At 62.6% G+C, this 13818-nt stretch carries 14 protein-coding genes and 1 pseudogene; 8 read left to right on the top strand and 7 right to left on the bottom strand.

The features are described 5' to 3' along the window. Positions 1-155 precede the first annotated feature (155 nt). Positions 156-1688: a peptidoglycan DD-metalloendopeptidase family protein gene (locus AC3CB8_RS21630; RefSeq protein ID WP_023783183.1), complete on the top strand. Its 1533-nt coding sequence runs from the start codon at positions 156-158 to the stop codon at positions 1686-1688. Between the two features lie 102 nt (positions 1689-1790). Here the strand turns inward: AC3CB8_RS21630 and AC3CB8_RS21625 are convergent, their stop codons facing one another. Beyond that, a complete protein-coding gene (locus AC3CB8_RS21625) occupies positions 1791-2246 on the bottom strand; it encodes a Rossmann-fold NAD(P)-binding domain-containing protein (protein ID WP_352564873.1) in 456 nt (151 codons plus the stop codon). A 128-nt stretch (positions 2247-2374) separates the two neighbouring features. Continuing rightward, a pseudogene (locus AC3CB8_RS21620) lies at positions 2375-2671 on the bottom strand (NAD(P)H-binding protein); the annotation flags it as partial. A 131-nt stretch (positions 2672-2802) separates the two neighbouring features. Here AC3CB8_RS21620 and AC3CB8_RS21615 point away from each other — a divergent pair. Then, positions 2803-3624: an AraC family transcriptional regulator gene (locus AC3CB8_RS21615; RefSeq protein ID WP_352564854.1), complete on the top strand. Its 822-nt coding sequence runs from the start codon at positions 2803-2805 to the stop codon at positions 3622-3624. A 39-nt stretch (positions 3625-3663) separates the two neighbouring features. Here the strand turns inward: AC3CB8_RS21615 and AC3CB8_RS21610 are convergent, their stop codons facing one another. Beyond that, positions 3664-4539, bottom strand: coding sequence for an ATP-binding protein (locus AC3CB8_RS21610; protein ID WP_352564856.1), 876 nt, complete (start codon positions 4537-4539; stop codon positions 3664-3666). A 289-nt stretch (positions 4540-4828) separates the two neighbouring features. Between AC3CB8_RS21610 and yajC the strand changes: the two genes are divergently transcribed. From yajC to AC3CB8_RS21590, 4 genes are read left to right on the top strand one after another with little or no spacing between them, the layout of a single operon-like run. Beyond that, the gene (yajC, locus tag AC3CB8_RS21605) at positions 4829-5170 is read left to right on the top strand and encodes a preprotein translocase subunit YajC (protein ID WP_010909882.1); all 342 of its coding nucleotides are present in this window, start codon (positions 4829-4831) and stop codon (positions 5168-5170) included. A 51-nt stretch (positions 5171-5221) separates the two neighbouring features. Continuing rightward, a complete protein-coding gene (gene secDF / locus AC3CB8_RS21600; protein ID WP_352564858.1) occupies positions 5222-7771 on the top strand; it encodes a protein translocase subunit SecDF in 2550 nt (849 codons plus the stop codon). Between the two features lie 27 nt (positions 7772-7798). After that, positions 7799-8191 (top strand): Mth938-like domain-containing protein, encoded by a 393-nt coding sequence (locus AC3CB8_RS21595; RefSeq protein ID WP_352564872.1) that lies wholly within the window; start codon positions 7799-7801, stop codon positions 8189-8191. 1 nt (position 8192) lies between these two features. Next, positions 8193-9044, top strand: a complete 852-nt coding sequence (locus AC3CB8_RS21590; RefSeq protein WP_031240939.1) for a phytoene/squalene synthase family protein — start codon at positions 8193-8195, stop codon at positions 9042-9044. A gap of 141 nt (positions 9045-9185) precedes the next feature. Here AC3CB8_RS21590 and AC3CB8_RS21585 read toward each other — a convergent pair whose 3' ends face one another. From AC3CB8_RS21585 to AC3CB8_RS21570, 4 genes are all read right to left on the bottom strand, one after another. Beyond that, positions 9186-9488, bottom strand: coding sequence for a ribbon-helix-helix domain-containing protein (locus AC3CB8_RS21585; RefSeq protein WP_023783187.1), 303 nt, complete (start codon positions 9486-9488; stop codon positions 9186-9188). Positions 9489-9561: 73 nt separating this feature from the next. Then, positions 9562-10974 (bottom strand): methylenetetrahydrofolate--tRNA-(uracil(54)-C(5))-methyltransferase (FADH(2)-oxidizing) TrmFO, encoded by a 1413-nt coding sequence (gene trmFO / locus AC3CB8_RS21580; protein ID WP_023783188.1) that lies wholly within the window; start codon positions 10972-10974, stop codon positions 9562-9564. A gap of 568 nt (positions 10975-11542) precedes the next feature. Continuing rightward, a complete protein-coding gene (locus AC3CB8_RS21575; RefSeq protein WP_013895120.1) occupies positions 11543-11683 on the bottom strand; it encodes a DUF1127 domain-containing protein in 141 nt (46 codons plus the stop codon). 49 nt (positions 11684-11732) lie between these two features. Then, on the bottom strand, positions 11733-11873 hold the full coding sequence (locus AC3CB8_RS21570) for a DUF1127 domain-containing protein (RefSeq protein ID WP_013531315.1): 141 nt from the start codon (positions 11871-11873) through the stop codon (positions 11733-11735). A gap of 234 nt (positions 11874-12107) precedes the next feature. Between AC3CB8_RS21570 and AC3CB8_RS21565 the strand changes: the two genes are divergently transcribed. Beyond that, on the top strand, positions 12108-13226 hold the full coding sequence (locus tag AC3CB8_RS21565; RefSeq protein WP_352564861.1) for a DUF2157 domain-containing protein: 1119 nt from the start codon (positions 12108-12110) through the stop codon (positions 13224-13226). Further along, positions 13223-13807, top strand: a complete 585-nt coding sequence (locus tag AC3CB8_RS21560) for a GDYXXLXY domain-containing protein (protein ID WP_352564863.1) — start codon at positions 13223-13225, stop codon at positions 13805-13807. Before AC3CB8_RS21565 ends, AC3CB8_RS21560 begins: the two co-directional genes overlap by 4 nt. Positions 13808-13818: the final 11 nt, after the last annotated feature.

Genomic DNA, 13818 nt, shown 5'->3' with positions numbered 1-13818 from the left:
GGTCGCAGGATCTCTTTCGGGCTCGCCATCGTGCCGCTGATCGTCCCCAAATGTTTTAAGAAAATTTTCGTCGGATTCTAATGGGTTAACCGGCCAGTAACATTAACGCGCTTTAATCCTGTCCAGTTGGTGCAGCGTTTGTGCGGGTTAGTGCGATGCAACTCAGTGTTTTGAAGACAAATAGTCGCAATCTGGCGCGGGGCTGCGCTGTTCTGATGATTGCGGGCGCGGCGGCCGGGTGCAGTTCCCAGGCTTCGCGGTTCAACAGTGTCGACGACGTCTTCACGTCCTCGACCAACAATCAGCGCGCCATCATCAACAAGCAGGATGCGGTGCAGCCTTATCCAGGCGATGTCTCGGCTGCTCCGCTTGATGGCAGCCACACGCAGTCGGTGAGCCGTTCCAGCCTCGATCCGGTTTCGAGCCGGCCGTTGCCGCCGCCAGCCTCCGCGCAGGCGCAGCCGGCTCCAGCGCTCGCGCCTGCCGCCAATCCGGTGCGCGTCGCATCGGCGCCGGCCTTGGTTCGGCCCGCCCCTCATGTCGACAGAACGACGACCGGCACTGTCGCGCCGGCCGCCAAACCTTTCAAGAATGCCCAGCCCGACGAGCCGAGGATGGCGCAGGCAGGCAGGCCGCACGCGACCGAAATCACCGTCAGGGACGGCGAAACCATTTCCGGCCTGGCGGCGCATTACAAGGTGCCGGCCGATGTCATCATGAAAGTGAATGGCCTGAGCCCGACCAAGGGGCTGAAGACCGGCCAGAAGGTCGTCATCCCAGCCTATGCCTATTCGAGCAAGGCCGAGACGAAGGTCGCCGACGCGAAGCCGGCGAAGGACGGCAAGCATGACCTGCCGGCCAGCGCGCCGGACAAGGTGGCGGTGCTGCCGCAGCAGCCTAAGCTGAAGGAGGGCAAGTCCGCCGCCCAGGTCGATGCGTCGGCCGCGGCGAACCAGCCCAAGGAACCCAAGCCGGCGCAGGTGGCCAAGGCAACGGGCGCCGCCGGTACCTATACGGTCCAGTCGGGTGACACGATGTCCTCGATTGCCAGAAAGACCGGCGTCGGCGTGGTCGCGCTGAAGCAGGCCAATGGCATGAAGGATGGCATATTGAAAATCGGCCAGACCTTGAAGGTGCCGGGCGGCGGAACGGCGACGGTCGCCAGCGCCAAGCCGGCCAAGGTCGATCCGGTGACCACCGCAACCACGCAAGCCCCGGCAAAGGCCACGCCTTCGGAAACGCTGGCTTCCTACACGCCGCCGAAGAAGGACGCCAAGGTCATCCAGCAGGCCGAGGACGACGACGCGGTGGCACCCGATGCCACCGGCATCGGCAAGATGCGCTGGCCGGTGCGCGGCCGGGTGATCTCCGGTTTCGGATCCGGCAAGGACGGCGTCGATATCGCCGTGCCCACGGGCACGCCGGTCAAGGCGGCCGAGAACGGCGTCGTCATCTATGCCGGCGACGGGCTCAAGGAATTCGGCAACACGGTGCTGGTGCGCCACGAAAACGGCCTGGTCACCGTCTATGGCCACGCCAGCTCGATCGAGGTCCAGCGCGGCCAGAAGGTCAAGCGCGGCCAGGAGATCGCGCTGTCCGGCATGAGCGGCACCACGGATTCGCCGAAGCTGCACTTCGAAGTGCGCAAGAATTCGGCTCCGGTCGATCCGTCAGGCTATCTCGAATAGAAGAAAAAAGCGATATGCGGGCCGCCTGACCTCCAGTCCAGCCCGCCGGCTCAGCCCGTTCCGCAAGGAGCGGGCTTTTTCAGTTTTCCCGAAGGCCGGCCCTCAAGCGCGGCGATGATCACGCAGCGTGTCGGCGATCATGACCTCAAGGCTGCTGGCCTTGATACCGAGAAGCACCTCGGCGTCGGAAGAATCCACCAGCAAGGGGTTCTCGAAAAGATAGCTCATCTCGATAAGCTCATGCATGCCCAGTGCTTCCATCTCGGCAATGGAATAGGAACGGATTTCTGAGATCTCCTGTCGAAGCATTGCAGCGGTTTTTTGGATGAGCTCCCGGGGTGAGGCGTATTGCGAGGGGACGTGAAACGCCCGTCCCCATTCGCCCGTGTAGCGGGAAGCCGCGACAAGCGTCCTGGCGACGTCGTTGGTGAAGGCCCAGGCATGCGTCGCATCGAGGTTTCCAATGAAAGCGGTAGGCTTCCCTTCGATGATGGATGGCAGAGCGACCAGCGAGAAGTAGCTGATCGCGCCATGGCCGAGATAGTCGCTGGACCGCACTTCGATTGCCGGTACATCGGCACGGGCGGCTCGCTGCCCATGATCGTCCTGGCCGTCCCCTTCTTCGAAGTCGGATTCAGAGACAGGTCGGAACGAAGCGGGCTATCGGCATTTTCCCCATAGCCATACAGGTTTCCCAACACGATGAGTTTCGCGCCGACCGCTTCGGCCGCGCGCACGGTGCCGTCGATGATGGGGAAAAAATCGGTTGGCCACCTGTGATACGTAGCCATGGCGCACATGAAGATGGCATCGGCGCCTTGGCAGACGCGCGCGAGTTCCGACGCATCGGTAGCGTCGGCCTGCATGGCCCGCACGTTCCGCAATGCGTTCGAGCCGACGCTTCGGCTGGTGAGAACGACATCATGTCCTTCCTCGCCAAGAAGGCGAGCGCGTTTCGCGACCGACCGGGCCCGCTCCGACAACAACGTAGAAACTCATGGTGTAACCTCTCGTCCAAGTTTGATGGAGAGGCGTGAGTACAGGTCGACGGCATTGAAAATCGCGCGGGAATTGCCAAATCTCGGACAGGTTCTGCCATGAATCGAGAGAGAGCATGCGGTCGCAATACGCTCCGGCTCAAGCCGTGTCCGACGTAACAATGGCCTCCCGGCATATCGAAGCCGGAGTCCACCGCCTGTCCCGGGCGCCACACGATCGCATCATGGTGCATGCCAGCGCGGCGACACGCTCCTACTGCAATCAGGTTGGGCGATATTTCGTAAGGCGCGCCGGGGATATCGACTTGGTACCAGCCGGCCAGGAGGGCGGCTTCGAGGCCGAAACCCCGTTCGACACGATCGAAATTGCGTTGCAACCAGCGCTGATGGAAAGGGTGGTGGCGGAGCTTGGTGGCAAGGGCCAAGCATTGCGGCTCGACACGCGCCACCTGCTTCGCGACCAGCGCATCGAACATCTCGCCCGGGCGCTCGAGAGCGAACTGAATGCAGATTCGCCGAGCGGCCCCTTGTTTGCCGACAGCATTGGCGCCGCACTGGCGGTGAGGCTGCTCGGCCTTGGTGAACCTGATATCGGTCGAACGAACCGTTTGTCGGATACCCAGCTCAAACGCGTGCTTGAGCACATCGAGGCGGCTCTTCACGAGCCGCTTTCAATTCATCGTCTAAGCCGAGTTGCCGGCGCGAGCAGCTCGCATTTGCGGACATGGTTCAAAGTGGCGACGGGCGTCACCCTACACCGGTATGTGTTACGGCGTCGCGTTGAGCGCGCACGCGTTCTGCTGTGGCGAGGCGACCTCAGCACAAGCGAAGTAGCTGAAATGACAGGCTTCGCGCACCAGTCACACCTAGCGCATTGGATGCGCCGCGAGATCGGTCAAACGCCGCGCGATTTGCGACCGACGCCGCCGCCCAAATGACGTTGCCGGTCGATCGGGATGGCGACGCGATCCAATGGCTCAATCCTTCAATGGCTTGCCGAGCCTGCCGGCCAGATCCTGGGTGAACTGCCAGGCGACGCGGCCCGAGCGGCTGCCGCGTGTGGTTGCCCATTCCAGCGCTTCGGCGCGCAACTGCTCGAGGTCGATGTCGAGGCCATGGTGGCTGGCATAGCCGTTGACCATGTCGAGATATTCGTCCTGCGAGCACTTGTGGAAGCCGAGCCACAGGCCGAAGCGGTCGGATAGCGAGACCTTTTCCTCGACCGCTTCCGACGGGTTGATGGCGGTCGAGCGCTCATTGTCGATCATGTCGCGCGGCAACAGGTGGCGGCGGTTCGAGGTCGCGTAGAAGATCACGTTGGCCGGACGGCCCTCGACGCCGCCCTCAAGCGCCGCCTTCAGCGACTTGTAGGACGTATCGTCATGGTCAAAGGACAGATCGTCGCAAAACAGGATGACGCGGAAGGGGGCCGCCTTCAGCAGGCCCATCAGCTTCGGCAGCGTGTCGATGTCCTCGCGGTGGATTTCTATCAGCTTGAGCGGCAGGCCGGGCTTGGCCTTGGCATTTACCCGCGCGTGTACGGCCTTGACCAGCGACGATTTGCCCATGCCGCGCGCACCCCACAACAGGACGTTGTTGGCGGCGAAACCGGCGGCGAAGCGCTCGGTGTTGTCGACGAGGATGTCGCGGACGCGGTCGACACCGCGGATCAGGCCGATATCGACGCGGTTGACCTTGCGCACCGGCTCCAGATAACCGGGATCGGCCTGCCAGACGAAGCAGTCGGCCACGTTGAGGTCGGTTTGAGGCACCGGCGGCGGCGTGAGGCGGCTGACCGCCTCGATCAGGCGGTCGAGTTTCTGGTTCAGGGCGTCGATGCTGGTGTCGGTCATGTCAGGTCTTTTGCTTCGGTTTTTGGGGCGGCAGGTGGACCCGGTTCGATTTCGGCGGTTGCGAAACCGGCTGCAACCATTTGTTCGAGCGTGATCTTTTCCGAAAACCGGCTCGCGGTCTTCGTGTTCCTGCTCTAACACGGCTAAACAGGCCGGAAAAGCAGCCGATTTGCCTGGCCGCGCAGTTGCATTGACAACTTTACCGACTATATTCCGGCCAAATTTCTAGGGGCCGCCAAATCTCGCTTGATCGTTTGGTGGCTGTTTTTCAAAATTCAGGAGTACCTCGATGTTCGTGACACCGGCATACGCCCAAGGCATCGGCGGCGCCTCTCCCGATATGTTCATCAGCATTTTGCCGTTTGTCCTGATTTTCGTGATCATGTATTTTCTGATCATCCGTCCGCAGCGCACGCAGCTGAAGAAGCGCGGCGAGATGCTGGCGGCGGTTCGTCGCGGCGACACTGTCGTCACCGGCGGCGGCTTTGTCGGCAAGGTGACGAAGGTGATCGACGACAACGAGCTGGAGATCGATCTTGGCGGCGGCACCAAGGTAACGGCGCTGCGCTCGACGATCGCCGATGTGCGCGTCAAGGGCGAACCGGTGGCCAACCAGAACGCCAAGAAATAACCAAATTCAAGGCGGAGCGATCCGCGGACACGCTCTGACGGACGACGCCCTATGCTTTATTTCTCGCGCTTCAAGATGATCCTGATCTGGCTGGCCGTGGCCGCCACAGTGATCCTCGCCGCGCCCAACCTGTTCCCCGCCAGCACGCTGGCTCAGCTGCCCAGTTGGGTGCCGAAGCGGCAGATGACGCTCGGCCTCGACCTGCAGGGCGGTTCGCATATCCTGCTGGAGATGAACCAGAACGATCTGATCAAGGATCGGTTGGAGACGACGCGCGACGAAATCCGTACACTGCTGCGCGATGCCAAGATCGGCTATACCGGTCTTGCCGGCAGCGGCAAGACCCTGCAGGTCCGCATCACCGATCCCGCCCAGCTCGATGCCGCCAAGAAGGCATTGAAGACTTTGACCGATCCTGTCGCCGCTGGCTTGTTCACCGGCGGTTCCATCCAGGAAATGGCGCTCGATGATTCCGAGCCGGGCCTGCTCAAGTTCACCGTCACCGAAGCCGGCATCAAATACCGTACGTCAACCGCATTGGCGCAGTCGATCGAGGTGGTCGAGCGCCGCGTCAACGAACTCGGCACGACCGAGCCTATCGTGCAGCGGCAAGGCGAGGACCGCATCCTCGTCCAGGTGCCTGGCCTGCAGGATCCGCAGCGGCTTAAGGAAATTCTCGGCCAGACCGCGAAGCTGACCTTCCAGATGGTCGACCAGTCGATGCCGGTGCAGGACGCGCTCAAGGCGCGCCCGCCAGCCGGTTCGTCGGTGCTCTATTCCCAGGACGATCCGCCGGTTCCGTACCTGATCGAGAACCGCGTTATCGTGTCGGGTGAAAACCTCGTCGACGCACAGGCGACGTACAATTCGCAGAACAACGAGCCGGTGGTTTCGTTCCGCTTCGATTCCAAGGGTGCCGCCCGCTTCGGCCAGGCCACCGCGCAGAATGTCGGCAAGCTGTTTGCCATCATCCTCGACAACCAGGTGATATCGGCACCGCAGATCCGTGAACCGATCCTTGGCGGCACCGGCCAGATCTCCGGTAATTTCACCGCGCAAAGCGCCAACGACCTCGCCGTCCTGCTGCGCGCCGGCGCGCTGCCCGCGACATTGACGGTGATCGAGGAGCGTACCGTGGGTCCGGGCCTCGGCCAGGATTCGATCCATGCCGGCAAGGTCGCCGGCATCATCGGTTCGATCCTCGTCGTGGCATTCATGTTCGTCGCCTACGGTTTCCTCGGCTTCCTCGCCAATATCGCGCTGGCTGTGCACGTGGCGATGATCGTCGGACTGCTGTCGCTGCTCGGCGCGACCCTGACCTTGCCCGGTATTGCCGGTATCGTGCTGACCATAGGCATGGCGGTCGATTCCAACGTGCTGATCTACGAGCGTATCCGCGAGGAGCGACGCGCCGGTCGCTCGGTGATCCAGGCGATCGACACCGGCTTCTCGAAGGCGCTGGCGACCATCGTCGATTCCAACGTCACCTCGCTGATTGCCACGGTGGTGCTGTTCTATCTCGGTACCGGACCGGTGAAGGGCTTTGCCATCACCTATGCCATCGGCATCCTGACCACGGTCTTCACCGCTTTCACCTTCACCCGCCTGCTGGTGTCGATCTGGCTGCGCCGCGCACGTCCGAAGGAACTGCCGCGCGCACCGGTGACCTTCGTTCCACCCGGCACGAAAATTCCGTTCATGGGTATCCGCCGGTGGACGTTCGCGCTGTCGAGCACATTGTCGATATTGTCCGTCGTGTTGTTCATGAGCGTCGGCATCAATTACGGCATCGACTTCAAGGGCGGTTCCCTGATCGAGGTGCAGTCGAAGAGCGGCGATGCCAATATTGGTGATATCCGCAGCCGATTGACGGAACTGAACATCGGCGAAGTGCAGGTGCAGCAGTTCGGTGCACCCAACGACGTGTTGATCCGCGTCGGCACGCAGGATGCCGGTGAAAATGCCGAGCAGACCGTGATCGACAAGGTGCGCGGCGAGCTGCAGGATCAGTATAATTTCCGCCGCGTCGAAGTGGTGGGTCCGACGGTTTCCGGCGAGTTGGCCAAGCAAGGCACGATCGCCATGATCGTCGCGCTGGCCGGCATCCTGATCTATGTCTGGTTCCGCTTCGAATGGCAGTTCGCGGTCGGCGCCATCGTCGCGACGGTGCATGATGTGGTCATGACGCTCGGTTTTTTCGTCATCACCGGGCTCGAATTCAACCAGTCGTCGCTGGCGGCGATCCTGACCATTATCGGTTATTCGCTGAACGACACGATCGTGGTCTATGACCGCGTCCGCGAGGATCTGCGAAAATACAAGCGAATGCCGTTGCCGCAGCTGTTGAACAACGCCATCAACGAGACGTTGTCGAGAACGACGCTGACGTCCGTGACGACCAGCTTGGCGCTGCTGGCGCTGGTGCTGTTCGGCGGCGAAGTGATCCGCTCCTTCACGCTGGCGATGCTGTTCGGCGTCGTGTTCGGCACGTATTCGTCGATCTTCATCGCGGCGCCGTTGCTGATCCTGTTCAAGCTGCGGCCGCAGGCTTCGGCCGACGAGGAAAAGCCGGTCAGCGGCGGCAAGGCCGTCGCGACCTGACGCGCGGCCCCGAGGGGTGGCAGAGTGATGGGCGGCAAAGGCATCATCATCCGCGAGGCGCATTTCCCCGGCCGAGCGCCGATCGAGGCCTATGGCAACGGCGGCTTCCGCTTTGCCGACATGTCGCATCGCGGCTCTCTCATGTGCCTGCCCACAGGCATCCATGGCTGGGAGCCGGCAAATCCGCTGGCGCTGACGGTGGCGGATTTCGACAGGCTGCTCGCCGAGGCCGACAAGGTCGAGATCCTGCTGGTTGGCATGGGCAGGGATCTCAAGCCGCTGCCGGCGGTGCTGCGGGCGGCGCTGAAGGATGCCGGCATAGCGTCCGACCCGATGTCGACTGGGGCGGCAGTGCGGACCTATAATGTCCTTCTGGCTGAAAATCGCGCCGTGGCGGCCGCGCTCATCGCCGTCGATTGATATGTCGCAGAACGCTGAAATCGTCATGGATGCGGTGCGCGTCGCCGATCATGATCGGTATCTCACCGCGCTCTACGCGCCGGCCGACAAGCGCGACGCGCTGTTTTCGCTGTACGCCTTCAATGCCGAGATCGCGGGCATTCGCGACCGCATCCACGAGCCGCTGCCCGGCGAAATGCGGCTGCAATGGTGGCGCGATGTCATCGCCGCCAGCGGCGAGGCGGGCGCGGGCCATCCCATTGCCGAAGCCTTGAACGCCACCATTGCGGCGTTCAAGCTGCCCAAATTAGCTTTCGAGAACATGCTCGAAGCCCGCATCTTCGACCTCTACGACGATCCGATGCCGTCGCGCACCGATCTGGAAGGCTATTGCGGCGAGACGGCAGCCGCGCTGATCCAGCTTGCGGCAATGGTGCTCGATCCTGTCGAGGCGCCAAGGTTCGCCGAACTGGCGGGCAGGGCGGGCTGCGCGCAGGCAATGACGGGCCTTTTGCTTCTGTTGCCGCTGCACCGCAGGCGCGGGCAGTGTTTTGTGCCGGCTGACATCCTGGCGGCGGCAGGCTCGTCACCGGAAGAATTCGTTGCCGGCGATGGCGGCCCTGGTGCGCAGCGCGCCGTGGCCGCGATGATCTCGCTGGCGCGCGAACATCTTTCCGCCTTCGAGCGGGGTGCTGCCGCGCTGCCGGGGCCGTTGCGTCCGGCATTCCTGCCGCTGGTGCTGTCACGCGCTTATCTCGACAAGATGGAAGGCTCGCGCCAAGCTCCGATCATGGACGTGGCGCGGCTGTCGGCGTTGCGCCGGCACTGGCTGCTGTTGCGCCGTGCGGGCAAGGGCTGGCCAACATTGACGTAAACGTCAATCGTGATGGAAGTCCGCCTGCCGAGAACTGTCGCCGAAGACGACAGGCTGGCCCGGAGGAGATCCCGTTCATGAGCTTGCCCGTGATTGCCTTCACCTTCGGTTTCAACCTGGTCAGGTTCGGATATTCCTTCACTAAGAACGACGGCGAGACGCTGACTTATCATTGTCTCGCGCCAGTTGCGAAATGCGGTCCTTAACTCTGTCGATTGCCTCATTGAGTGGAATGGCGGGTCTCGTATCCTCGATCGACGCCTTCACACGCGCCCTGATCGAGGCCATGCGTTCGGCGTGTTCCTCTTCTTCGCATTGGAAAGCGTGAAGAGCCGCGCGGATAACCTCGCTGGCCGAGCCGAACGAACCGTCCTCGACTCGTTCGCGGATCGTGCGTGCCATCGCGGGTGTGACGGTGACGGATAGTTTCTCGGCTGCTTCCATGGAACGGCTCCGCTCGGTGTAAAGTAGGATAATATCCTACTTTACACCGAGCGTTCCAATCAGAACCGCGAGGTTATTCGGCAGCCTCAGCCGTTTGCGCCGGCACGCCCAGCCATTCACGGCAGTCTTGCAGGGCACGCGAGGTGATGGCGTGGCGCTTGGCAACGGTCTTGTCCTTGCCGCGCAGGCGCTTGCCTTCGATCTTCACCGCTTCCACCGGTGGGAACAGGCCGAAATTGACGTTCATGGGCTGGAAGGAACGCTTTCCCGGTTCATCGTCGGAGACGATGTGGCCGCCGGTGATGTGGTTGAGCAGGGCGCCGAAGGCTGTGGTGAGCGGCGGCAGCGATGGTGTGTGCCCAAGCCGCTCGGCGGCGGCGAAGCGCCCGGCGAGCAGGCCGATGGCGGCGCTTTCGACGTAACCCTCGCAACCGGTGATCTGGCCGGCGAAGCGTAGGCCGGGACGCGACTTCAGCTGCAGCGAGCCGTCGAGCAAGGTCGGCGAATTGATGTAGGTGTTGCGGTGCAGGCCGCCCAGGCGCGCGAAGTCGGCGTTTTCGAGGCCCGGAATGGTGCGGAACACGCGCACCTGTTCGGCATGCTTCAGCTTGGTCTGGAAGCCGACCATGTTGTAGAGCGTGCCCAGCGCATTGTCCTGCCGCAACTGGACGACCGCATAGGCCTTCACCGTCGGATTGTGCGCATTGGTGAGGCCCATCGGCTTCATCGGTCCGTAGCGCAGCGTCTCGACGCCGCGTTCGGCCATGATCTCGATCGGCAGGCAACCGTCGAAATAGGGCGTGCCTTCCCATTGCTTGAACTCGGTCTTCTGGCCGTCGACCAGCGCCTGCACGAAGGCGAGATACTGATCCTTGTCCATCGGACAGTTGATGTAGTCCTTGCCGGTGCCGCCAGGCCCCACCTTGTCGTAGCGCGACTGGAACCAGCAGGTATCCATGTCGATCGTGTCGAAATGGATGATCGGCGCGATGGCATCGAAGAAGGCGAGCGCATCGGCGCCGGTCGCTTCGGCGATCGACTGGGCAAGCGATGGCGCGGTCAGCGGCCCGGTGGCGATGATCGTCTGGTCCCACTCCGCCGGCGGCAGGCCGGGAACTTCCTCGCGCTCGATGGTGATCAGCGGGTGTGCCTCGAGCTTTTTCGTCACCGCGTCGGAAAAACCATCGCGGTCGACGGCAAGCGCGCCGCCTGCCGGCACCTGGTTGGCGTCGCCGGCGCTCATGATCAGCGAGCCGGCCAGCCGCATTTCGGCATGCAGCAGGCCGACGGCGTTGTTTTCGGCGTCGTCGGAGCGGAAGGAATTGGAACAGACGAGTTCGGCCAGGCCGTCGGTCTTGTGGGCATCGGTGCCGCGAACCGGGCGCATTTCATGCAGGATGACGGGAACGCCGGCCTCGGCCGCCTGCCATGCCGCTTCGGAACCGGCGAGGCCGCCGCCGATGATATGGATTGGATTTTTGCTCATGGTCGCCGGAATAATCGCTTGCCGCGGCGATTGCAATTGTCGCGTGGCGGTAACGCGAAACGCCGGGTCGGGAACATCTGCCCCTGAATACAACAACACCCGCCGGGGGAGGAGGTCCGGCGGGTGTCGTTTTGGGGGTCGACCCTCGGGAGGAGGTGAAGGCCGACCGTATTCGCCATCGCCGGGGAGGAGGTCGGCTCAGACGAAATTCTCTTCGCATTTTTAGAGAGGGCGAAACCTCTGGGGCGAATTCGTTTGCCCGGGGAAACAGCGCCCGCCGCAGGAGGAGGTGCGGCGGGCGCCGTTTGGGTGGCCAACCTTCGGGAGGAGGTGATGGTTGGGCCTATTCGTCATCGCCGGGGAGGAGGTCGGCTCGGACGAAATTCTCTTCGCATTTTTAGAGAGGGCGAAACCTCTGGGGCAAAATTCGTTTGCCCCGGGGGAACAACGCCCGCCGCGGGAGGAGGTGCGGCGGGCGCCGTTTTGGTGGTCAACCCTTGGGAGGAGGTAAGGGCTGACCGTATTCGCCTGGGTCGGGGAGGAGGTCGACCCCAGCGAAATTCCTTGGTTAGATCGCCCGGCGGGCGACGATCTTGATTTCGTCGCGGACGATACCGAGATCATGCAGCTGGCGGTTCGAAAGGCGACCCAGCTCGGTAACCGTCTCGCGATAAACGCGCCAGTTACGATAGTTGCGGATCAGGTTCATTGTCGTTCTCTTTTCAGAAACTTGTTCGGACCATTCGCGGTCCGAAGAATTAGACCGCCTTGCGAGCGACGTAAGGAATGTCGCTGCGGCTAATGCCGAGGTCGGTCAGTTCACGGTTGCTCAGGCGGCTCAGCTCGGAGACGGTGTCCCGGTAGCGGCGCCAGTTGCGGTAGTTGCGGATCAGGTTCATGGTAGTTCTCGTTTCGTCTTTCTTGCGGATCATTCCGTTTGTGTACGAACCATAAGTAGGGGGACCCATATCGATTTAAAAGCGCTATGGCTGCATGGCAGCAATGCAAATTGTGCAATGCAACATTAACGCGGCTTCACCGACCCGACGCAAGGAAGTCGGAATCAGAAAGGCCGTAACGTCAACGGTTTGGCCTGATCGGCTGAAAAAAGACCAGCTGGGGGAGGAAGGGGAATGGCGGGCTATTCATCACGACTAAAGTCCGATATCGCGCGGTGGCGGCAGGCAGGCCTGATCGACGCCGCCACAGCCGACTCCCTGACCCGTGACGTCGACGCAAACGCCCGCCGGTCGCTCAGCTTTGGCTCGATCCTCGCGATGATGGCGGCCCTGCTCTTTGGCGCGGCGATCCTGATCTTCGTCGCCGCCAATTGGGAAGCGATCCCAAGACTGGCGCGGGTGGCCGCGCTGTTCGCGGTTATCCTTGGCGGCTATGTCGGCGGCGCGGTGCTGAAGACGTGCGACCATGCGGCGATCGGCGAAGCCCTGTGGATCGTGGCTGCTGCCGCGTTCGGCGGTTCGATCGCCCTGATCGGGCAGATGTACCATTTGTCCGGCGACCAGGCTTCCGCCCTGGTCACCTGGGGCGCCGGAACGGCGTTGGCCGCGGTGGCGCTGCGCTCCAACGCGCTGACCGTGGCAGCGGTCGGTGTCGCCGATGCCTGGCTGTTCCTGAAAGGGTTCGACTATTACAGCCGCAGCGAGTTTCCGCACGCTTTCGTCGTCATGGCGGTGGTGCTGTTTGCCGTTTCGTTCTGGACCCGCAGCCAGTCGGCAAGGCACCTGATCATCCTGTCGCTGCTCTTCTATCTCGTGCTGTTGGCCATGGATCACGCGACCCTGCCAGTGGCGATCCCTCTGGTCATCGTCTCTGTCGTGCTTTTCGCTGCTGCCGTCCTTGCGCCGGAACCGGTCGACAGGATCGTGCAACTTGGCGGCCGTTTACCCCTGCACGCGCTGCTTGGCTTTCTCACCGGCCTGGCCATCATCCAGTTCGAACTGGCTGACGAGAGCACCTACAACAGCGGTTTCGCGACCGCTTCGGTCGTCGCATTGGCTGGTATCGTCGCGGCAATCGTGTTCGCAGGCCGTGAGAGCCGTGGCCTGCGCTGGCTGGCCTATCTCGGCTTCGCCTTCGAACTCGCCATGATTTATGTCGTGACGCTTCAGTCGATGCTAGACACCGCCGGCTTCTTCCTTGCCGCGGCGCTGCTGCTCGGGGTGCTTGCTATCGTCATCATCCGCGTCGAAAAACGCATGAAGGGTCCGGCCATTGGGGGAGCCACGGCATGATGACCGGGAAGAGGCTTGTCATCTCGGCGCTGGTGCTGGCGCTCGCCCAGCTCGGTTTTCTCAGTTGGATCATCGCCAGCCGGGCGGCGATCCTGCGTAACGGCAAGGAAGTGCTGCTGAAGATCGAACCGGTCGATCCGCGCGACTTACTGCGCGGCGACTATATCGTCCTTGGCTATGACATCTCGCGCATACCGGTGAAAATGATCGCCAACATTGCGCCGGACAAACAGTCCAGCGACGACACCTCGATTGTGGTCCGGCTAAAGAAGGGCGCCGACGGCTACTGGACGCCGACCGCCGCCTGGTTCGGCACGGCGCCGACGCCGGTCGCCGCGGACGAAGCCGACATTTCGGGCCATGTCGCCGCAGGTTGGGACCTTCGCGGCGAAGGCATGACGATCGCCCCGGATTACGGCATCGAGCGCTTCTATCTGCCCGAAGGCGAGGGGATGGCGATCCAGAGCGACATGCGGGTGCGCCCGTTCGGGATCAAGCTCGCGCTCGCCGCCGACGGCACGGCGCAGATCAAGGCGCTGATGGATGGCGACAAGACGCTTTTCGAGGAGCCGCTTTATTAGGGTCGTGAGAC

The organism is Mesorhizobium sp. P160927, from assembly GCF_057766385.1.
This window is presented reverse-complemented; position numbering and strand designations above follow the sequence as displayed.